17 protein-coding genes, 1 other RNA gene and 2 other annotated features (1 of these 20 cut by a window edge) are annotated in these 19,943 nt (G+C 41.1%); of the genes, 2 read left to right on the top strand and 16 right to left on the bottom strand.

Annotation, left to right across the window (positions count from 1 at the left end; all coding sequences use genetic code 11):
• Nucleotides 1–9 precede the first annotated feature (9 nt).
• The 13 genes from IEX12_RS01235 to cymR all read right to left on the bottom strand — a co-directional run bounded on the left by IEX12_RS01235 (nucleotide 10) and on the right by cymR (nucleotide 13,628).
• Nucleotides 10–648, bottom strand: coding sequence for an O-methyltransferase (locus tag IEX12_RS01235; protein WP_188724571.1), 639 nt, complete (start codon nucleotides 646–648; stop codon nucleotides 10–12).
• Nucleotides 649–1,060: 412 nt separating this feature from the next.
• Nucleotides 1,061–2,179 carry an endolytic transglycosylase MltG gene (mltG, locus tag IEX12_RS01230; RefSeq protein ID WP_088050726.1) on the bottom strand — a complete coding sequence of 373 codons (1,119 nt, stop codon included), beginning with the start codon at nucleotides 2,177–2,179 and terminating at the stop codon, nucleotides 1,061–1,063.
• 139 nt (nucleotides 2,180–2,318) lie between these two features.
• Nucleotides 2,319–2,606, bottom strand: coding sequence for a DUF1292 domain-containing protein (locus IEX12_RS01225; protein WP_088050727.1), 288 nt, complete (start codon nucleotides 2,604–2,606; stop codon nucleotides 2,319–2,321).
• Nucleotides 2,607–2,617: 11 nt separating this feature from the next.
• The gene (gene ruvX, locus IEX12_RS01220) at nucleotides 2,618–3,034 is read right to left on the bottom strand and encodes a Holliday junction resolvase RuvX (RefSeq protein ID WP_088050728.1); all 417 of its coding nucleotides are present in this window, start codon (nucleotides 3,032–3,034) and stop codon (nucleotides 2,618–2,620) included.
• Nucleotides 3,035–3,304 (bottom strand): IreB family regulatory phosphoprotein, encoded by a 270-nt coding sequence (locus tag IEX12_RS01215; RefSeq protein ID WP_088050729.1) that lies wholly within the window; start codon nucleotides 3,302–3,304, stop codon nucleotides 3,035–3,037. It abuts the gene before it with no gap.
• 97 nt (nucleotides 3,305–3,401) lie between these two features.
• Nucleotides 3,402–6,041 (bottom strand): alanine--tRNA ligase, encoded by a 2,640-nt coding sequence (gene alaS / locus IEX12_RS01210; RefSeq protein WP_188724570.1) that lies wholly within the window; start codon nucleotides 6,039–6,041, stop codon nucleotides 3,402–3,404.
• A 56-nt stretch (nucleotides 6,042–6,097) separates the two neighbouring features.
• Nucleotides 6,098–6,318 (bottom strand) — a binding site (T-box leader).
• A 46-nt stretch (nucleotides 6,319–6,364) separates the two neighbouring features.
• A complete protein-coding gene (locus IEX12_RS01205; protein WP_102415071.1) occupies nucleotides 6,365–7,432 on the bottom strand; it encodes an AI-2E family transporter in 1,068 nt (355 codons plus the stop codon).
• 42 nt (nucleotides 7,433–7,474) lie between these two features.
• On the bottom strand, nucleotides 7,475–7,669 hold the full coding sequence (locus IEX12_RS01200) for a YrzR-like zinc ribbon domain (RefSeq protein ID WP_088050732.1): 195 nt from the start codon (nucleotides 7,667–7,669) through the stop codon (nucleotides 7,475–7,477).
• Between the two features lie 76 nt (nucleotides 7,670–7,745).
• Complete coding sequence (gene recD2 / locus IEX12_RS01195) at nucleotides 7,746–10,076, bottom strand: SF1B family DNA helicase RecD2 (RefSeq protein WP_230855984.1); 2,331 nt, start codon at nucleotides 10,074–10,076, stop codon at nucleotides 7,746–7,748.
• 18 nt (nucleotides 10,077–10,094) lie between these two features.
• Nucleotides 10,095–10,763, bottom strand: coding sequence for a tetratricopeptide repeat protein (locus tag IEX12_RS01190; protein WP_088050733.1), 669 nt, complete (start codon nucleotides 10,761–10,763; stop codon nucleotides 10,095–10,097).
• A gap of 41 nt (nucleotides 10,764–10,804) precedes the next feature.
• Nucleotides 10,805–11,917 carry a tRNA 2-thiouridine(34) synthase MnmA gene (gene mnmA / locus IEX12_RS01185; protein ID WP_088050734.1) on the bottom strand — a complete coding sequence of 371 codons (1,113 nt, stop codon included), beginning with the start codon at nucleotides 11,915–11,917 and terminating at the stop codon, nucleotides 10,805–10,807.
• Between the two features lie 111 nt (nucleotides 11,918–12,028).
• Nucleotides 12,029–13,171, bottom strand: coding sequence for a cysteine desulfurase family protein (locus tag IEX12_RS01180; protein WP_188724569.1), 1,143 nt, complete (start codon nucleotides 13,169–13,171; stop codon nucleotides 12,029–12,031).
• A 37-nt stretch (nucleotides 13,172–13,208) separates the two neighbouring features.
• Nucleotides 13,209–13,628: a cysteine metabolism transcriptional regulator CymR gene (gene cymR / locus IEX12_RS01175; protein WP_088050736.1), complete on the bottom strand. Its 420-nt coding sequence runs from the start codon at nucleotides 13,626–13,628 to the stop codon at nucleotides 13,209–13,211.
• Nucleotides 13,629–14,054: 426 nt separating this feature from the next.
• On the opposite strand from cymR, the gene IEX12_RS01170 reads away from it, so the two are divergent.
• Both IEX12_RS01170 and IEX12_RS01165 read left to right on the top strand, forming a co-directional pair.
• Complete coding sequence (locus IEX12_RS01170) at nucleotides 14,055–15,329, top strand: replication-associated recombination protein A (protein WP_088050737.1); 1,275 nt, start codon at nucleotides 14,055–14,057, stop codon at nucleotides 15,327–15,329.
• A 106-nt stretch (nucleotides 15,330–15,435) separates the two neighbouring features.
• Nucleotides 15,436–16,107 (top strand): RsfA family transcriptional regulator, encoded by a 672-nt coding sequence (locus IEX12_RS01165; RefSeq protein WP_088050738.1) that lies wholly within the window; start codon nucleotides 15,436–15,438, stop codon nucleotides 16,105–16,107.
• 311 nt (nucleotides 16,108–16,418) lie between these two features.
• Here the strand turns inward: IEX12_RS01165 and ssrS are convergent.
• The 3 genes from ssrS to hisS form a co-directional block, all read right to left on the bottom strand.
• A non-coding RNA gene (ssrS, locus tag IEX12_RS01160) (6S RNA) lies at nucleotides 16,419–16,608 on the bottom strand.
• Between the two features lie 132 nt (nucleotides 16,609–16,740).
• A complete protein-coding gene (aspS, locus tag IEX12_RS01155) occupies nucleotides 16,741–18,525 on the bottom strand; it encodes an aspartate--tRNA ligase (protein ID WP_088050739.1) in 1,785 nt (594 codons plus the stop codon).
• Nucleotides 18,525–19,808 carry a histidine--tRNA ligase gene (gene hisS, locus IEX12_RS01150; RefSeq protein WP_188724568.1) on the bottom strand — a complete coding sequence of 428 codons (1,284 nt, stop codon included), beginning with the start codon at nucleotides 19,806–19,808 and terminating at the stop codon, nucleotides 18,525–18,527. The genes aspS and hisS overlap by 1 nt, the downstream gene beginning before the upstream one ends.
• A 52-nt stretch (nucleotides 19,809–19,860) precedes the next feature.
• Nucleotides 19,861–19,943, bottom strand: a binding site (T-box leader); it runs 219 nt beyond the window's last position.

Here is a 19,943-nt window from a genome sequence, read left to right as displayed (position 1 = left end):
GCTCCCTTCCTATTTTTTAATGCTAATGGCAACTCCATCACCAATCGGAACAATGGATGTCATATAATCGGGATTTTTGATTAGCCAATCATTGTAATGCCGTATTTTCTGGCCAAGCTTTGTAAACCTGGGATGTTCTTTGCTTGGTTCTTCGACATACCCTTTAAATAATACATTATCAGTAATAATTAGGCCACCTTTTGCAACTGTTTGACTGTATAACGTAAAAAAGCGTTCGTATTGTCCTTTAGCAGCATCAATAAACAACAAATCAAATGGACCTTTCGCTGTTATATTCTCTGCTGTTTCAAGTGCATCTCCAAAAATAACGTCTATTTTATCCTGTTTTTCCAATTTTTTTATATTGGCAATTGCCTTTTGATAACGGGACCAATCCCGTTCGATTGTAACAACCGTTGCCTTAGAATTAGCTTGGAGCATCCGTAATGCGGAATAGCCAATAGCGGTTCCAATTTCCAGAATCCGTTCTGGCTTTTGTATCCGGATAATTTGTGTTAATAAGTGCATGCTAACCGGATCCATGATCGGAACATGCTCCTCTGTTGCCTGCCGTTCCAATTCGACCACCCAATTTTCTTGAGCAGGTAATAATTGTATTAAATAGTTGGTCAGGTTCTCATTTATCATTCCAAACCCTCGTTTCCAAGCAGGAAAAGCACACTAGCCGCTGAGCGCTGGAGCTGGCATCGCCATTCCTGTTAATAAATTACTATCAGTGCGTGTTCAAAAAGTCGCCGAACCTGAGTCTTGAAGGTCGAGGCGGCGTAGCTCCCGGCACCGGAGTGTACATAAAAAGGTACATGAGGAGCGGGCTTGCACAGGAAGTGCTGACTTCTGCTGTTGGCGATTGTCGTGGGCGGTTTTAGCAGAAGATCCTTCACTGCCAACGACACGATTCGCCGCTTATCATTTGGTGACTTTTTGAACATCCTCTATCAGTAAAAAAACAGGAAATGTGAAATCCGGGTTCACACTTCCGCTGTATGGTATTTCCTTGGTATCTTTCTCTCTGCCCCGATTGGCCCGCTCTAATGAAGTTTTACTTAATATATTTCTCTTTTAATTGTAAATGTTCTTCATGCGTCTTAGCGTAATAAATATGTCCGTTACCATCATGCAAAAAATATTTATAATCCGATTTTTCTGGTTCCAGTGCAGCCTTTAATGAACTTTCAGCAAAATTCGATATCGGACCAATCGGTAATGTGTCAACATAATACGTGTTATATGGTGATTCAACTTCCAGATCCTTCAGTAATACTTTATCCTTATGTTTACCAAGTGCATATAAAACAGTCGGATCTGTTTGCAGAGGCATTCCAGCATCTAACCGGTTATAGAAAACCCCGGCAATTTTTTTTCGCTGCTCCTCTGTTCGGGCCTCGTTTTCCACCAATGACGCCATCGTAATTGCTTGATGAACGGTAAAATCTTGCTCGGAAATTTCATTTAAATAAGGTGAAACAGCTTTGACAGTTGTTTTCAGCATTTTTTGCACAACGGAGTCGATAGTTGGCTCCTCATCATAAAAATTATAGGTTGCTGCAAATAAATAGCCTTCCAAAGGTGTTCGAATATCCGGGTCCAAAATTTTCTCTGATAGTACCTCTGGATATAAATCGATTAATTGATTGACATAGTCGGGATCATTTACTTTTTTTAGAAAATCTTTCTTAGAAATCGGCAGTTTTTTAGCATAAATGTCGGCAATTTGATCAATTGTTTTCCCCTCTGGAATCGTAACTGTATAAATTGCCTCTTTCAATACTTTTCCTTTTTTTAATGACTCTATAATACCATCCAATGTCATGGATGGCGAAAAAGTATAATCCCCTGCCTGAAAATCTGATTCATTTTGAAACTTTATGTAAAAGCGGAATACACGTGCATCTTTAATTATTCCTTTATCCTCAAGTATCGATGCAATATCGGAAGTGGAAGAACCCATTGGAATTTGCACCTTAACTTCTTTTTCACTATCTGGATTAACCGGTTTCAATGCTGATTTAACATACATATACCCTGAGATACCACCGACTAGAAGGATAAGAACAATCGCGATAATAATTATGGCGACGATTTTTCGGACTGTCCTCGCTTCTTCACTGCGTTCCATCAGCTTGTCCGAATATTTACCATTATTCTTTTTCCTGAACATACAGTATCCCCCTTTCCCATCCGGTATATTATACTAAAAAAAATATAAATATGCCATGATTCGATAAAAAATGGCAAAAGTAAAAGGGAAAGCATAGAAAAGCTGATGTCTTTTTCTAAAACATCAGCTCTTGTAATTACTATTGATCATCCTCTTCGTCCGCCAATGTATTCAGCATTTCCTCGACCATATCCCATTCTTCATCAGAATCGATAGGAAAAAGTGACAGGTCATTTTCGTCAGTATCCTTTTCTTCGTAGCGAAATGCATATACTTCCACTTCATCATCATCTTTTTGTTCAACGGGTACAACAGCAATATAGGATTGATTCGTTTGATCAACGTCAAAAGTGAACAATACTTCAAATAAGTGTTCTTCCCCGTTTTCATCAGGAATAATAATTCGTTCCTTTTCTTCCAGCGCCATGTCTTCCCTCCTTATTTACTTTGATCAAGATACCCTTGTAAAATCATTACTGCAGCCATTTTATCGATTACTTTCTTACGTTTTTTCCGGCTTACATCTGCTTCCAGCAGCACACGCTCAGCAGCAATCGTTGTTAATCGTTCGTCCCAAAGCACAGCAGGTATTTGGTGAACCTTCTCAACATGCTTTGCATACAGTTCAGATGCTTTTCCGCGTTCACCAATTGTACCATTCATATTTTTCGGCAATCCGATAACTGCCTTATTAACCTCATGTTCACGGATGATAGCGCCCAGTTCCTCGTCTGCTGAATCAATGTCCTCTTCATTCCATCTAATCGTAGTCAATCCCTGTGCTGTCCAGCCGAAAGCATCGCTAACAGCAACACCAATTGTTTTGGAGCCGACATCCAAGCCGATCATTTTCATCTATTCAGCCTCTTGATGCTGTTCCAAATAAAATTTAACCAATTCTTCAATTACTTCATCGCGCTCGACTTTTCGGATCAAATTTCGCGCATCGTTATACCTTGGTATATACGCAGGGTCACCGGACAATAAATAACCAACAATTTGATTAATCGGATTATACCCTTTTTCTTTCAGTGCTCCATGAACCGTCAGCAAAATCTCTTTAATATCCTGATCAAATGGTTCTTCCGAAAAATTAAACTTCATCGTTTTATCAATAGAGCTCATAGTGACACCTCGTTCCATGTTTTACCTTAATCATTATTCTAACATGTTTGCGGTTAATAATATATCTTTTTTAACAGATTGAAGACGGGATGTTTACCTATTGTACATTTTCGCTAATATATCGTGCTGCAGTTTGTAATGCATCAGCGATTTTTTGCGGATCTTTTCCGCCAGCCTGGGCCATGTCGGGGCGTCCGCCACCACCACCGCCGCAAGCCTTTGCTGCCTGTTTAATCAAGTTTCCTGCATGTAACCCGCTTTCGATTAAATCTTTGGAAACACCTGCTGCCAATTGTACCTTTTGTTTATTTTCAGCTGCAAGTAAAATAACTCCTGAGCCAAGCTTTTGCTTCAAATCGTCAACCATATTGCGCAGCTGATTCATGTCCTTCACACTGACCTTTTGTGCTAGTAGCGAAATTCCTTCCACTTCTTCTACCTTATCCAGTATTGACGAAGCTTCCATGTTTGATAATTTCGAGCTTAATGATTCATTTTCTTTTTGTATTGCTTTTATATCCTTATACAATCCGTCGATCCGTTCAGGAATCTTTTCATCCGTCGTTTTTAACAGCTGTGCAGCATGATCCAGCAGTGTTAGCTTTTGTTTTGTAAAGTAATAGGCATACTTGCTTGTTACCGCCTCGATTCGCCGTGTCCCTGCACCTATTCCTGTTTCGGAAATAATTTTAAACATCCCGATTTCTGCCGTATTGCGAACATGACAGCCACCACAAAGTTCGATGCTATAGTCACCCGCCTGGACGACGCGGACGATATCACCGTATTTTTCACCGAATAATGCCATTGCTCCCATTTCTTTTGCTTCAGAAATTTTCATAATATCGACGACGACCTGTAGCTCTTCCCATACCTTCTCATTGACGATTTGCTCAATCTTCTGCAGTTCATCCTCACTGATTGCGCCAAAATGGGAAAAATCAAATCTTAGCCGCTCCGGTGTTACAAGTGATCCAGCTTGATTCACATGACCACCAAGTACATCTTTCAAGGCTTGGTGCAGCAAATGTGTCGCGGTATGATTTTTGACAATCATGTTGCGGAACTCGGTATCGACTACAGCCTTTACCTTATCCCCTGTGCAGAATTCTCCATCCTTTATCGTAACGCGATGAAGGTGCTGTCCTTTTGGTGCTTTTTGTACATTCTCAACAAAGGCCGTGCCGTGATCCGAATAAATCCAACCCTTATCAGCTATCTGTCCGCCACTTTCCGCATAAAAAGGGGTTTCTCTTAAAAACAGCATGATTTTCTCGCCGGATTTTGCGGTATCAATCAATGCATTTCCATTTATCATCGTTTCGATCGTCGTTTCTGTTGCTAATCGATCATATCCGACAAATTCACTTTCCGCATCTATTTTACTTAACATCTCATCCTGCACTTGCATCGAATCTGCCTTTTGCCTGGCGTTTCGTGCCCGTTCCCGTTGTCCGTCCATTTCCTCCTGAAAACCGGCTTCATCAATCGTGAATCCTTCTTCTTCCACGTACTCTTCGGTTAGTTCCTTAGGAAAGCCGTACGTGTCATACAATCGGAACACTTCTTTACCTGGAAATACGGTACTGCCATTTTCCTTTTCATTTTGTATAATGGCAGTCAAGATTTCCAAGCCATCGTGCAATGTTTCGTGAAAACGTTCTTCCTCCGTTTTAATGACTGTCTCAATATAGTCCTTTTGTTGTAAAACCTCCGGATAGAAGTCCTTCATAATTTTTCCGACCGTCGCTACTAGCTTGTACATAAATGGTTTATCAATGCCAATTTGTTTGGCAAACCGGACTGCTCTTCTTAACAATCGACGTAAAACATATCCTCTTCCTTCATTGGATGGCAAAGCATTATCCCCGATTGCAAAAGCAACTGTCCGAATGTGATCGGCAATAACTTTATAAGCCGTATCACTTGCTTCGGCTTTGCCATATGGAATGTTGGCCAGCTCTTCAATCTTGTTTATAATCGGCATAAACAAATCCGTTTCAAAGTTTGTTGGTGCGTCCTGGATAACGGAAACCATCCGCTCCAGACCCATTCCAGTATCGATATTCTTTTTAGGAAGCGGTGTGTACGTATCATCAGGATTATGATTAAACTGGGAAAATACCAAGTTCCAAACCTCCAAATAACGGTCATTTTCCCCGCCTGGATATAATTCAGGATCGCTTGGATCGTTCCCGTACTTTTCTCCGCGATCATAGAAAATCTCGGTATTCGGTCCACTCGGTCCTTCGCCGATGTCCCAAAAATTTTCCTCAAGACGGATGATGCGTTCTTTCGGAAGTTTAATGTCATGAAGCCAAATATCGTAAGCTTCATCATCTTCCGGATGGACGGTTACCGATAGTAATTCCGGGTCAAACCCAATCCATTTTTCAGCGGTTAAAAATTCCCATGCCCACTCGATTGCTTCTTTTTTAAAGTAATCCCCAATGGAGAAATTGCCAAGCATCTCAAAAAACGTATGATGTCTTGCGGTAAACCCTACGTTTTCAATATCATTTGTCCGGATTGCTTTTTGTGCATTGACAATTCTTGGATTATCCGGGATAACACTTCCATCAAAATATTTTTTTAATGTTGCGACTCCACTATTGATCCAAAGTAATGTTGGATCATTTTTTGGAACTAATGAAGCACTTGGTTCAATACGATGCCCTTTTTCTTTAAAGAAATCCAGGAAAAGCTTACGTACCTGCTCTGATTTTAATTGTTTCATCTTACTTTCCTCCGTATCCAATTTTTTATTAAAACAAAAAATCCCATCTCTGCAGATGCAGGGACGAGATGCTCGCGGTACCACCCTAATTATAAACGATTATAATACACGAATTTATTCGCTTATCACTTTTCACGATAACGGCGTGGGTACCGGCGGGGGTTACCCGCACTCCAGTTTAGCTTCCATGAGCCTCTTCCAAGGATTCCTCGCAGCTAATGGAATCCATCTCTTGTAGATTCGGGTTTCATGTACTTGGAACTTTCAGCGTGTTCATTATTATACAAGTAGTCACCATATAATATAAAAATTCCAGGCAAATGTCAACGATGTGCTTTTACCCTGATAATATGGGTTACAATAACCTTTAAAATCGTTAGACTCGGTACAGCTACTATCATACCGATTACCCCACCCAATTCGCCGCCTAAAAGCAGGGCAAAAATAATCGCGATTGGATGGATAGCAATACTTTTTCCAACAATGTAAGGCGATAATAAATTGCTTTCAATCAGCTGGATCACAAATATAGCCAGTAATACAAAAATAATTAATTTTGCAGACATCGTAAAGGTGATGGCAACTGCTGGTATCGCCCCTATGATTGGTCCAAAATATGGAATAATATTCGTTAATCCCATAATAATGGCAAGTAATAAGGCGTATTTAATGTGTAAAAGCTGAAAAATGACAAACGTCGCCAGACTTACAAATAAGCAAACAATCAATTGTCCGCGGATGTAGTTTCCCAGACTTTTATCAATCGCATGGCATACAACACTTGTATCTTTATGATATTTTACTGGTACCCATCTTTTCACATAGGCTTTTATTTTCGTGAAATCCTTTAAAAAGTAAAACACTAAAACAGGGATCACCGTAAGAAATATGATCATATCAAAGATCTTTGTGAACCCGGCAACCAGTCTCCCAAGCAAATTCTCCATTGATGCTTCGATACCGGCGATTAACTGATCCATCTTATCGTGTACCACTTCAGGCAAAAAAGATGTATATTCGTATAACCGGTAAATTAAATCCTGATACATATTTGTTAATTCTGGCAGCTGTTCGGTCAAATCATTAAGTTGATGAATGACTGCAGGGTATACCCGATAAATCAAATAGCCTGCGCCGCCAAAAAATAATAGATAAATCAATAAAATGGCAATACCCTTTGGGACACGATAAGTGTGTATTTTTTTAACAACAGGATATAAAAGATAGGCGATGAAACAGGAAATGATAAAAGGAGCAAGAAGATGCCAAAGAAAAGAGAAAACGGCTCCATAGATCGGAAACAGTTTAACAAGCAAATAGATGAATAAAAATACAAAGATACCGGTGATGATCCAATAAAGAAAAGGCAGTGGAGATTTTTCCTTAAACATCGTTTGTGCTCCTTCGCATGAAAATGGATTTGTAACGAAGCACTACCACTGTATTCTTCTTTCATCATCGGTAAATAAATCATTCAAGGAACTCAATGAACCATCCGCTTCAATCTGGTGTACTGCCAATTCATTGTTGTCCGAGATCGATAGTTCTATAAAACAATTCCAGCAATAATACTGCTGTGAACCAATTTTCCCAATATCTTTTCCTCTACAATTCGGGCATTGTAACATAGCTAATGCACCTCTCTGGCAAAAATAACATTATTACGTTAGAATGACCCCGAATAATCAAAAATATACATAAATACTACATGAAATCGTATGGTGTGATTTCTTTCGCCTCATCCTCCGCTATTTGCTTGTCCGAAAGGTTTGCTAGCCTTTCCTGCATTTGTTCCTTTAGTGACGTATACCTGATATTTGTATCCAATGTACGGATCCCGCGGAGAAAAGCGTTGACTTCGCCACAGATAATGAGGGATTGCTTACTTCGTGTTATTGCGGTATACAGCAGATTTTTCCGCAACATGCGATGATATCCAGACACAACAGGTAAAATAACGACAGGAAATTCACTCCCCTGTGACTTATGAATCGAAATACAATAGGCTAGCATAATATTCACGCAATCTTTTCGTTCATAGACAACCTCTCTTCCATCATAGGAAACAACTAACTGTTCCACATGTTCCGTATTTTCGTCTTCCTCAAATATGGCTACAACTTCACCGATATCGCCGTTAAACACATGATCCTCCGGCTGATTCACCAGTTGAATGACTTTATCGCCGGTCCGAAACAAACCATCCTGAACCTTTATTTCCCGTTTCTGCTTTGTTTTTGGATTGATCAATTGCTGCAAATGCTTGTTAATTATCGTTATTCCTGCCTGTGAACGATACATTGGTGCAAGTACTTGCATATTTTTCAAATCGATTCCTTTGTCCCTTGCTTTTTTGTAAATCTTCTCCACACAATCAATCATTTGCTGTTCATTACAAGGGATAAAACTGAAATCTTTATCCTTTTCCAGTGATGCTTTCGTACATGTGTCACGTTTAATTTGATGAGCAAGCTGAATAATCTTGGAGCCTTCTTTTTGGCGATATACTTCGTTTAAGCTAACAAAAGGGATTAGTGTACTTCCCAGTAAATCACTTAGCACCTGGCCTGGCCCTACCGACGGAAGCTGATCCTCATCCCCAACCAGCAATACTTGCATATCGTCCGGAATCGCCTTAAACAGACTATTGGCAAGCCAGATGTCCACCATGGAAAACTCATCAATAATAATAAATTTGCCCGTTAATGGGTCGTGCTGACCTTTTTCAAATCCATTGTTGCCATCCCATCCTAATAATCGATGAATCGTTACCGCTGGCAGGCCGGTTGACTCGTTCAAACGTTTTGCTGCCCTCCCGGTTGGTGCGGTTAAAACAAATGGAAAATCCGCTTTTTTATCATAATCTTTCGGATGAAGTGAAACATCATAAATGGCTGCGTATGCTTTCAAAATACCTTTAATAACTGTTGTCTTCCCTGTACCAGGCCCCCCGGTGACAATCGTTATTTTTGCATCAAGTGACTGGTTAATGGCATTAAATTGCTCTTTACCATAGCTCAATACTTCCTCTTCTTCAATCTCCCCAATAATTTTCATTAACTCTGCCAGCGTTGTTTTATGCTCGATTGGTTTTTCCATCAGCCGTTTCAACTGGGAAACAAATCCATCCTCTGCATAATATAGTGATGGCAAGTAAACATTTCCATTATACAAAATGAGTTTCTTTTCCTTGTTCAGCCCTTCTAGTCGGTTTATAATATCAGCCTCTGATAAAGGGGTGCTGGCATGATGCAGCAACTGAATAACCTGTCGTACACAAGTAGTCAGCGGCAAATAAACATGACCATCCTGTACGCTTTTTTGCAGGACATAAATACACCCGGCACCGATCCGATTCGGATGGGTTAAAGACAACCCATTTTGCCGGGCGATTTCATCGGCTTTTTGAAAACCAAACCCTTCCACATCAAAAACATATTGATAAGGATCTTTCTGAAGCTGTGTGACAGCATTTTCTTGATATACCTGATAAATGTTCTGGGCCATTTTCAACCCAATACCGTATTTTGCCAAATGGACGACGACATGTTCAAACCCCTCATTTTCCTGCAAGCTTTTTACAAGTGCTTCCCGATTTTCCTTTTTTAGTCCGGGAATGGACTCTAGCACAGATGGCTTGTTTAAAATGGAAGATATCGCATTTTCGCCTAAGTGATGAATGATCTTTTTTGCGGTCTTTTTACCAATTCCATGAAACAAATTACTGGACAAATAGGTGATCAAACCGTCCTTCGTATTGGGAAGAATCGTTTGATAGGAGGTAACTCGATATTGTAAACCAAATTTGGCATGCCGTTCAAATTGACCATAAAAACAATAGTCTTTCCCGGTCATTAGATTGGAAAAATATCCTTTAGCAACGACATCCTTTTCGCGAAAATCTTCATTTGTATCCCGAACTTTTATTTTTGCAATCGAAAAATGCTCTGCTTCATTATGAAAAATGGTATATAAAAGTTCACCCGTTATATACCCTTGGTCACCGTTTTGATCAGGTTTCATTTCGTTTGCCATCACAACTACCTCACTATCTTACGTTTCGTTATGATTGATGAGCTCCTCTGCTTTTTTCTTGCCGTTTGCCGCCAATACATGTTCCGGCTGTATCTGTAATGCATCATCAAAATGAGTTAAAGCCTTTTCCGGTTTATCATAGTATAAATCGATCACACCTAAATTGTAATGGGCATCACTATGTTTCGCGTTAAGCTTTAATACATTTTTAAAAATGGCTTCCGCTTCCGTAATATGATTGCTTTGTGCCAGGGACAGTCCGTATTGAAACAGCAGCTCGTCATCCCCCTGATCTAGCTCTGTCGCCCTGAGCAGATAGGGCAATGCCAGCTTGAATTGTTCCTGTTTTTGCAATGTTAACCCAAGCATATAGTATACATCTGCTTCTTCCAATCCTAATTCAATCGCTTTTTGAAAGTTTTCCTGTGCTTTTCCGTACACAGATTGTTCGAAATATAAATTCCCCAGCCCATAATATGCTGTCGCAGCATATTCATCCAACGCAATTGCTTTTTCAAAAAATACCTTCGCCCGGGCTAGTTCATTGATATGCAGCAGTACATTTCCGAAATTAATATAGCCGACCGGATCCCGAGGGTTTTCTTCAATCAGTTTATTGAAAAGCTTCGCAGACTCCTCGTATTTTCCTTCTTTCATGTATGCGATTGCTTGCTGATTTTTATCCATTTCCAAACACCCTTTTGCAAAATTTGGCTCTGATCTGCCATTTAGCCGACGTAATCAAGATATTGGTCGTCTTTTATAATTTCATCAATCGTACCACCGCCAAGGCAAACATCTCCTTGATAAAAAACGACCGATTGTCCAGGAGTTATCGCACGTTCCTCTTCAGCAAATTCAACCCGGACTTTGCCATTTCCGATCGATCTAACCGTTACACCACTGTCTTTTTGGCGATAACGGAACTTTGCTGTACAGGTTAATGGCTCCGATAAATCAACCTTGCTTATCCAATTAACTCCTGAAGCGATCAGACCGTCTGAGTACAGTGCATCATGCGCAAAGCCTTGCTCAACATAGAGCACATTGTCTTCAAGATTCTTTCCAACAACAAACCATGGATCACCGGAACCGCCTATTCCAAGGCCTTGCCGCTGTCCGATTGTATAATACATCAACCCATCATGTTTCCCTTTGACAACACCGGATAACGTCCGCATCTCCCCGGGCTGCGCAGGCAAATATTCACTCAAAAATTCCTTGAAATTACGTTCGCCGATAAAGCATATACCCGTACTATCTTTTTTCGTTGCCGTTGCTAAGTCATGTTGTTTGGCAATTTCCCGGACTTTCGCTTTTGGCAAGTCCCCAAGCGGGAACATAACTTTAGCCAATACGTCTTCTGTTAATTGATTAAGAAAATACGTTTGATCTTTATTGTCATCAACACCACGCAGCATTTCATAGTGGCCATTCCGATATTGGACCCGTGCATAATGCCCTGTTGCCAAATAATCAGCACCGAGTGACATCGCGTGGTCAAGAAATGCTTTGAATTTTATTTCTTTGTTACACATCACATCAGGGTTTGGTGTTCTCCCAGCTTTATATTCGTCAAGGAAATACGTGAACACTTTATCCCAATATTGTTTTTCAAAGTTAACCGCATAATAAGGTATGCCAATTTGATTGCACACCCGGACAACATCATCAAAATCCTCTGTTGCCGTACATACACCAAATTCATCTGTGTCGTCCCAGTTTTTCATAAAAATACCGACAACATCATAGCCTTGCTCTTTTAAAAGCAGCGCAGCAACAGATGAATCAACGCCTCCACTCATCCCGACAACTACTCGGGTATCCTCTTTTCTTTTCATGCTGTTCACCACCTTTTTATCAGTAAAGAAAGTATAAATTTTGTGCTATTTAGAGCCCTTGGCAGAAAGAGCCACGTCCGGCTCCAGTGCCTACCGGCTAGTGGACTTTGTTCAAGTCGTTAACCGTTTAACAATTGCTGCAACACGCTGGGCTGCTTCCGATACATTTTCCGTTGTATTGAACGCTCCAAAACTGAATCGGATCGAATTTTTCGTACGCTCATTTTCACTCCCGAACATCGCAGAAAGCACATGGGATGGCTCAATCGACCCGGCGGTACATGCGCTGCCACTTGATGCTGCGATTCCAGCCAGATCAAAATTGGTTAGTAGTGCTTCAACATTCGTGCCGGGAAAACTAATATTTACAATCGATGCAATCGCCGATTCCTGGTCACCATTCAATTGAAAAGAAATTCCCTCATCAAGAAGTGTATCAAGAAACAACTGTTTAAAATGCTGATACTGTTGAAGACGGTTTTCCCGGTTTTCCATTGCCAGTTTTACCGCAGCCTGAAATCCAACCGCACTGATAACATTTTCTGTTCCTGCCCGCCGTTTCCTTTCCTGTTCACCGCCAAATTGCAGCCGGTTCAGGTTAACGCCATTTCGTACATATAAAAAACCGATTCCTTTTGGACCATTAATCTTATGGGCGGAAACGGACAGCAAATCAACACCAAGCTCTTTTACCGACAGTTCCAATAATCCAAAAGCTTGTACTGCATCGGTATGAAAATAGGCTTGATGTCCATCAAGCAGCTTGCCAACTTCTTCTATCGGCTGAATGATCCCTGTTTCATTGTTAACCGTCATCATTGTCACCAGAATCGTGTCATCCGTCAGCGCATTTTTAAAATCGTTTATGGCAATTTTTCCATCCTGATAGACTGGTAAATACGTTACACGAAACCCCTTACCTTCTAAATATTCTGCTGTATGCAATGTGGCATGGTGTTCCTGGGCAGTTGTAATGATATGATTTCCTTTATCCTGATTAGCCATCGCTGTTCCAATGATAGCCAGGTTATCTGCTTCTGTCCCACCACTTGTTAAAACAATTTCTTTTTCATTTGCACCGATACTTTTTGCTAAAACATGTCTTGCTTCATCCAGATAGTGCCTTGCTTTGCGGCCAAATGAATGGACACTGGACGGGTTGCCAAACACTTCCTCATAAATTGGATACATTGCTTCCATAACGCTTTTTGCAACCGGGGTTGTGGCAGCATGGTCCAAATAAATGTTTTCCATTTTTACCTTTCCTTCCTGTGCGCAATGGGTTAGTTATTTAAATATAAAACATATAGGACTCCTGCTGCTGATCATTATCATGGTTTTTTAAGTCGTCTAATGTTGTTGTGTCCAATACGTCCTTGACAGCGTCTCTGACCCTTAGCCATAATGCCTGTTTCGCAGGTTCCTCATCCTCAATACCTTCAACAAGAGTAATCGGTCCCTCTAAGACACGAATAACATCACCAGCAGTAATTTCTTTCGGCAGTCTAGCTAAAATATAACCACCGTATGCTCCCCGGACGCTTTTTACTAACCCGGCGTTGCGAAGTGGTGATGCCAGCTGTTCCAAGTAATGTTCTGACAGGTTTTTTTCACGAGCAATTTGCTTCAATGATATTGGCCCTTCCCCGAAATTTTTAGCGAGCTCAATCATAATTGTTAAGCCATAGCGGCCTTTTGTAGAAATTTTCATTTTGGACACCTCAAATCAATTCATCTAAAAAATAGTATGCTCAAAAGACGGCCAAATTAGAAACAAGCAAGCGCAGAGCTTGAGTTTATTATTTGCTGACCTTTGAACTTCCTCAAATAATTTTAACTAGTACGTGTTCAAAAAGTTGCCGAATAGGGGCTTGGAAGTCGCGGCTTTGTAGCTCCTGCCGCCGGACTTGCACAGGACGTACTGACTCCTGTTGGCAATTGACGTGGTGGGCGGTTTTAGCAGAAGATCACCTGCAGCCAGCGACTTGGTTCGCCGCTTATCGTTTGGTGACTTTTTGAACATCCTCTATTAGTTACCACATGCTATTATAGCACGAATAAGCTGATCCTTGCATTTTAGCAACTTCATGATTAGTCTTATAGTACAAACCATTATTATATATAAAGGGAGATTAAAATGAAACAGAAACCACTTGCATACCGAATGCGCCCTACACATATTCAGGACATCATTGGGCAGGAGCATCTCGTTGGAGAGGGTAAAATTTTACGCCGGATGGTAGATGCCGAGCAGCTTGCTTCAATGATCCTGTTCGGTCCCCCAGGCACAGGGAAAACATCATTGGCTGTAGCAATAGCCAAAACTCTAGGCATCCCCGTCAAAATGCTTAATGCAGTGGTAGATAAAAAGAAAGATATGGAAATCGTTGTAGAAGAGGCAAAAATGACGGGACAAATTGTCCTGATTCTTGACGAGGTTCATCGATTAGATAAAGCGAAGCAGGATTTTTTATTGCCTCATGTGGAAAGCAATCTGCTAACCTTAATTGGCTGTACAACAAGTAATCCATACCACTCTATTAATCCAGCGATCCGCAGCAGATGTCACCTTTTTGAATTGCATGGTTTGACAGCAAAAAACATCAAGACGGCCTTAACCCGGGCTGCTGCCGATAAAATAAATGGGTTGGGTGAACAAGACATTGAGATAACTGATGAGGCATTAGAACATTTCGCTTTTTCGGCTAATGGGGATATGCGTTCCGCGTTAAACGGGTTAGAATTAGCCGTATCATCAACCCCGAAAAATAACGAAAACAAAATTATCATCACACTTGCGATTGCCGAAGAATGTATGCAAAAGAAAAGCTTCTCCCACGATAAGGATGGAGATGCGCATTATGATGTCCTGTCTGCCTTTCAAAAATCCATCAGAGGAAGTGACGTCGATGCGGCCCTGCATTATTTAGGCCGATTAATTGAAGCAGGCGATCTGGATAGTATAGCACGAAGAATGATTGTCTGTGCCTATGAGGATATTGGCCTTGCCAATCCACAGGCAGGACCCAGAGCGGTTGCGGCGGTGGAGGCTGCGGAACGGGTAGGTTTTCCGGAAGCACGTATTCCGCTTTCGGTTGCAATTGTGGAGCTCGCTTTATCGCCGAAATCAAACACTGCTTATCAAGCAATGGACGCAGCTTTAGCAGATATTCGCAGTGGAAAAGGCGGCGAAATACCAATACATTTAAAGGATTCCCATTACCAGGGTGCCAAAAAACTCGGCCGGGGTGTAGCATACAAATACCCGCACAACTATGATAACGGCTGGGTCAACCAGCAGTACTTGCCTGATTCTATAAAAAACAAACACTATTACCAGCCGAAAAGTTCGGGTAAATTTGAACAATCGTTAAAGCAAGTATATGAAAAAATCCGGAATGAACGCAATTAAACGAATCAGACAGGTATAATTCCTTTTTCGAGCGGTCACAATAGGTACTAGATAATGAATCTATGGAATAATGTAAACCGCGTTATCGAAAAAGGAGATGAACAATTTGGTTAAAGTTAGACAGGATGCATGGTCCCATGAAGATGATCTACTATTGGCAGAAACAGTATTACGTCATATCCGCGAAGGTAGTACCCAACTGAACGCATTTGAAGAAGTTGGTGATAAATTAAATCGTACGTCAGCTGCATGCGGGTTTCGCTGGAACGCTGAGGTAAGAAGAAAATATGACCATGCAATCGATCTTGCAAAAAGACAACGGAAAGAAAAGAAACGGGCTATGGCCAAAAACCCGCAACAACAGAGGAAGACTGTGGTATCTTTGCCACAGAACTACGAGGAAACGCAAACGATTATAGAAACTGTTCCAGCAGAAGCACATGCTGATGAACCATCCCTTACAATGGATATGGTTATCCGCTATTTAAAGGAAGTTAAAAAAGACTATTATGCTTCCAATCAATCAAAACAAAGCTTGGAAGAAACACAAAAAGAGAATACGATACTTAGGGATCAGGTTAGTGAACTGGAAAAAAAATTAGCTAAAACCGAGGAACAACTGGCTAGCATTCAGGAGGATTATCAAGTATTTATGCAAATAATGGATCGTGCCAGAAAAATGACCGTGTTTGAAGATCAAGGCAACATGAAGCCACCAGCATTCCGAATGGATAAGAACGGAAACCTCCAGCAAATCGCCCAGAGTTCGAATCAATAAGCAAAAGCGGAAGCGCCCGAGTAGCAGCGTATGGAATGCGCCCTGCCAAGCAGGGTGGTTCGGTGTTGCTGCGCAAAGCAGCGGTCTTAACCGAACATTCCTACCGTAGGAGATAAAGGAAACACGGTGAGCTGGAAGCGAACCGATGTAGACTTATCGTACGAAGGCGGGTGTTGGCCACTAGCCGTTGGGCGCTGGAGCTGGACGTGGCTTTTCTTGTCTTACCAGTCGTATATTTATAAATAAAATATTATACTAAAATAAAAAAACTCTTCCATTATGGAAGAGTTTTTTTATTTTGCTATGTATCATACAATCCCAATTGTGCCGTTTAATTTCCAGTTTTGATCCCGCTCCTGGCAGGTGGGTGCCCTGTTCTAAACTTTGTACGTCCCCGGTAAAAGTAAGTAGAGGCATGCACGCAACATAGAAACATTTCAAGCTCCCAAGTATATAATGTTCGGTCAAAACGAATATACTAAACGTACACATCAGGATTGTTAACAGAATAGTTAAGCAAAAGTGATTCATATTCTCTAATCGTTTTTTTACTGTAAAATAATCGTATCACAGGCAGTTAATTTTTTCAATATTTAACAATGTGAAAAATACGTTACATCTGTTACAGATTTACTACAATTCACGTTTTTCTTCATATTTTTCCTGGAGCTGAATAGCTAGCTCATCCAATTGATTTAAGCTCACTTCACTTGGTGCATCGGTTAACAGGTCAGACGCAGAGGCGGTTTTCGGGAACAAAATGGTATCGCGTAAATTGGAACGGCCAGCTAACAGCATAATAATCCGATCCAGCCCAAATGCGATTCCTCCATGCGGTGGCGCACCATATTCCAAAGCATCAAGCAGAAAGCCAAATTGTTCTTCGGCATTTTCTTTTGTAAATCCTAATACTTCAAACATTTTATCCTGCTGATCTCGCTTATAATTACGCAACGATCCACCCCCAAGTTCATAACCATTTAATACAAGGTCATAGGCAATTGCATGCACACTGGCAGGATCCGTAGACAACTTATCCAAGTCCTCCTCTCGTGGCATTGTAAATGGATGATGAGCAGCAACATATCTGTCCTCATCCTCGTCATATTCCAATAACGGCCAATCGGTAACCCAAAGAAAATGAAATTGTGATTCGTCAATCAAGTTTAATTCCTTACCAAGCTTTAATCTTAACGCACCAAGACTATCGTAAACAACCGAAGTCTGATCTGCACAAAACAGTAATAAATCCCCATCAGCAGCGTCTGTACGCCGAATAAGCCCAGCCTTTTCATCATCTGTCAAAAATTTGGCGATTGGTCCCTTTAATTCTCCATTTTCCAGTTTCAGCCATGCCAAACCTTTCGCACCATATACTTTGACAAAATCAGTCAGCTTATCAATATCTTTTCTGGAAAAACTTGCTGCCTGATGTTTTACATTTAACAGGCAAACCGTACCACCGTTTGCTATTGCTCCCTGAAACACTTTGAAGGAAGAATTTTCAACAATATCCGATACATGAACCAGTTCCATTGCAAATCGCGTATCTGGTTTATCTGAACCATACCGTTTCATTGCTTCATCGTACGTAAGTCGTGGTAATGGCAAGGAAATATCAATACCCTTGACTTCCTTCATCACCTGCTTCATCATATTTTCCGTCATTTCCATAATTTCATTACTTGTCATAAATGATGTTTCTATATCAATTTGCGTGAATTCCGGCTGCCGGTCTGCACGCAAGTCCTCATCACGAAAACAGCGGGCAATTTGGTAATACTTTTCAAAGCCTGACATCATAATCAGCTGTTTGAACAGCTGCGGCGACTGTGGCAGCGCGTAAAATTCACCTGGATGTACTCGGCTGGGAACAAGATAGTCACGTGCACCCTCTGGTGTACTTTTTGTCAAAATAGGTGTTTCCATTTCCAAAAAACCCTCATCATTCAAGAAATTCCTTATTGCCTGTACAGTTTGATGGCGAAGCTTAAACGTTTCCTGCAATGTCCTGCGACGGAGATCCAAATACCGGTATTTTAACCGCAAATCCTCACTGACATCTGTCACATCCTGAATCATAAACGGCGGATTTTTCGCCTTATTCAAAATAATAAGTTCCTCAGCCAAAACCTCGATATGGCCTGTTGACATTGCTTCGTTAACTGTTGCATCATCACGGCGGACAACCTTACCCTTTATTTTTACAACATATTCACTTCGGACGCTCTCTGCAATGGCCAGTGCCTCGGCCGAAATAGCCGGGTTAAATACAACCTGAACAACACCTGATCGATCCCGTAAATCGATAAAAATTAACCCGCCTAAATCACGACGTTTTTGCACCCATCCATTCAGTAAAACGTCTTGATTAATATGTTCTTCTGTTAGTGTTCCAGCATGTGTTCGTTTGTCCATCAAGCATTTCCTCCCTGAAGCAATTCTTTCATTTGTTCGACCAATCGGGAAAGCGGTGTTTCATGTTGGTCACCGGTTTCCATTGATTTAATCGTCGCGACTTGCTTTGCCAATTCTTCTTCACCTAAAATGATAACAAATTTGGCATGCAATCGGTCAGCAGATTTAAATTGGGCTTTCATTTTCCTGCCCTGATAATCTTTATCCACCTGGATCCCATGCTTCCTTAAATCATGAACGAGTCGAACAGCTTGTTTATCTGCCTCATCGCCAACTGAAACGAAATAACATTCCAAATTGTTATCCACAGGAATTTCGATGTTTTCCGCTTCCAATGCCAATAGTAATCGTTCTATCCCCATTCCAAAGCCAATTCCAGGGGTATCCGGGCCGCCTAATTCTTCTGTAAGACCGTTATACCGTCCACCACCAGTCAATGTCGTTATGGCACCAAAGCCCTCAGCATCACTCATAATTTCAAATGAAGTATGGTTGTAATAATCCAAACCACGGACAAGATTTTTATCAACCGTAAATGGAATGTCCATCAGCGTTAAATATTCCTTCACCTGTTCAAAGTATTGTGCTGACGCCTCGTTCAAATAATCCAGTATCGATGGAGCTGTTTGCATTGCAGGGTGATCACGATCCTTTTTGCAATCAAGAATGCGTAACGGATTTTGCGTAAGCCGTGTTTGACAGTCGGTACATAATTCGTCTTTATGTGGTGAAAAATGCTCTACCAACGCCTGTCGATAGCTTTTCCTGCTTTCCTTATCCCCTAAACTGTTGATAACAAGTTTCAAGGATTTCAGTCCAAGCTCCTGATAAACAGTCATGGCTAGTGCAATAGCTTCAGCATCCACAGCGGGATCAGCACTTCCCAATACCTCGACGCCAAACTGATTTAGTTGACGCATCCGGCCCTGCTGCGGCCGTTCATAACGAAACATTTGCATGAAATAAAATAATTTAACCGGCTGGATTGGAGAACCGTACAGCTTATTTTCCACAAAAGCGCGTACAACTGCAGCAGTTCCTTCCGGGCGCAGCGTAATGCTTCTTCCACCCCGGTCCTGAAACGTATACATTTCTTTTTGTACGATATCGGTCGAATCCCCTACACCACGTTGAAACACTTCGGTATGTTCAAACAATGGTGTACGGATTTCTTCATAATGAAATCGATCGCAAATGTTTTTGATGACACTTTCAATATATTGCCATTTTTTTACTTCTCCCGGTAAAACATCATTTGTCCCCCGTGGCGCCTTCATATTCATTGTCAACCCTCCATACCTTTTTCAATATAAAAAACTCCCGTCCCTTCTGTTAAAAAGGGACGAGAGTTAACCCGCGTTGCCACCCTGATTGATGTATAAATACATCCGCTCTTTCACAGTTAACGCCTGCAAAAC

Origin of the sequence: Lentibacillus populi (assembly GCA_014642895.1) — a bacterium.
Classification (GTDB): domain Bacteria; phylum Bacillota; class Bacilli; order Bacillales; family Amphibacillaceae; genus Lentibacillus_C; species Lentibacillus_C populi.
This window is presented reverse-complemented; position numbering and strand designations above follow the sequence as displayed.

Bases quoted from the DNA above. Each gene is read 5' to 3' on its own strand.
- IEX12_RS01235 (WP_188724571.1), bottom strand. From the start codon at position 648: ATGATAAATGAGAACCTGACCAACTATTTAATACAATTATTACCTGCT.
- mltG (WP_088050726.1), bottom strand. From the start codon at position 2,179: ATGTTCAGGAAAAAGAATAATGGTAAATATTCGGACAAGCTGATGGAA.
- IEX12_RS01225 (WP_088050727.1), bottom strand. From the start codon at position 2,606: ATGGCGCTGGAAGAAAAGGAACGAATTATTATTCCTGATGAAAACGGG.
- ruvX (WP_088050728.1), bottom strand. From the start codon at position 3,034: ATGAAAATGATCGGCTTGGATGTCGGCTCCAAAACAATTGGTGTTGCT.
- IEX12_RS01215 (WP_088050729.1), bottom strand. From the start codon at position 3,304: ATGAGCTCTATTGATAAAACGATGAAGTTTAATTTTTCGGAAGAACCA.
- alaS (WP_188724570.1), bottom strand. From the start codon at position 6,041: ATGAAACAATTAAAATCAGAGCAGGTACGTAAGCTTTTCCTGGATTTC.
- IEX12_RS01205 (WP_102415071.1), bottom strand. From the start codon at position 7,432: ATGTTTAAGGAAAAATCTCCACTGCCTTTTCTTTATTGGATCATCACC.
- IEX12_RS01200 (WP_088050732.1), bottom strand. From the start codon at position 7,669: ATGTTACAATGCCCGAATTGTAGAGGAAAAGATATTGGGAAAATTGGT.
- recD2 (WP_230855984.1), bottom strand. From the start codon at position 10,076: ATGGCAAACGAAATGAAACCTGATCAAAACGGTGACCAAGGGTATATA.
- IEX12_RS01190 (WP_088050733.1), bottom strand. From the start codon at position 10,763: ATGGATAAAAATCAGCAAGCAATCGCATACATGAAAGAAGGAAAATAC.
- mnmA (WP_088050734.1), bottom strand. From the start codon at position 11,917: ATGAAAAGAAAAGAGGATACCCGAGTAGTTGTCGGGATGAGTGGAGGC.
- IEX12_RS01180 (WP_188724569.1), bottom strand. From the start codon at position 13,171: ATGGAAAACATTTATTTGGACCATGCTGCCACAACCCCGGTTGCAAAA.
- cymR (WP_088050736.1), bottom strand. From the start codon at position 13,628: ATGAAAATTTCTACAAAAGGCCGCTATGGCTTAACAATTATGATTGAG.
- IEX12_RS01170 (WP_088050737.1), top strand. From the start codon at position 14,055: ATGAAACAGAAACCACTTGCATACCGAATGCGCCCTACACATATTCAG.
- aspS (WP_088050739.1), bottom strand. From the start codon at position 18,525: ATGGACAAACGAACACATGCTGGAACACTAACAGAAGAACATATTAAT.
- hisS (WP_188724568.1), bottom strand. From the start codon at position 19,808: ATGAATATGAAGGCGCCACGGGGGACAAATGATGTTTTACCGGGAGAA.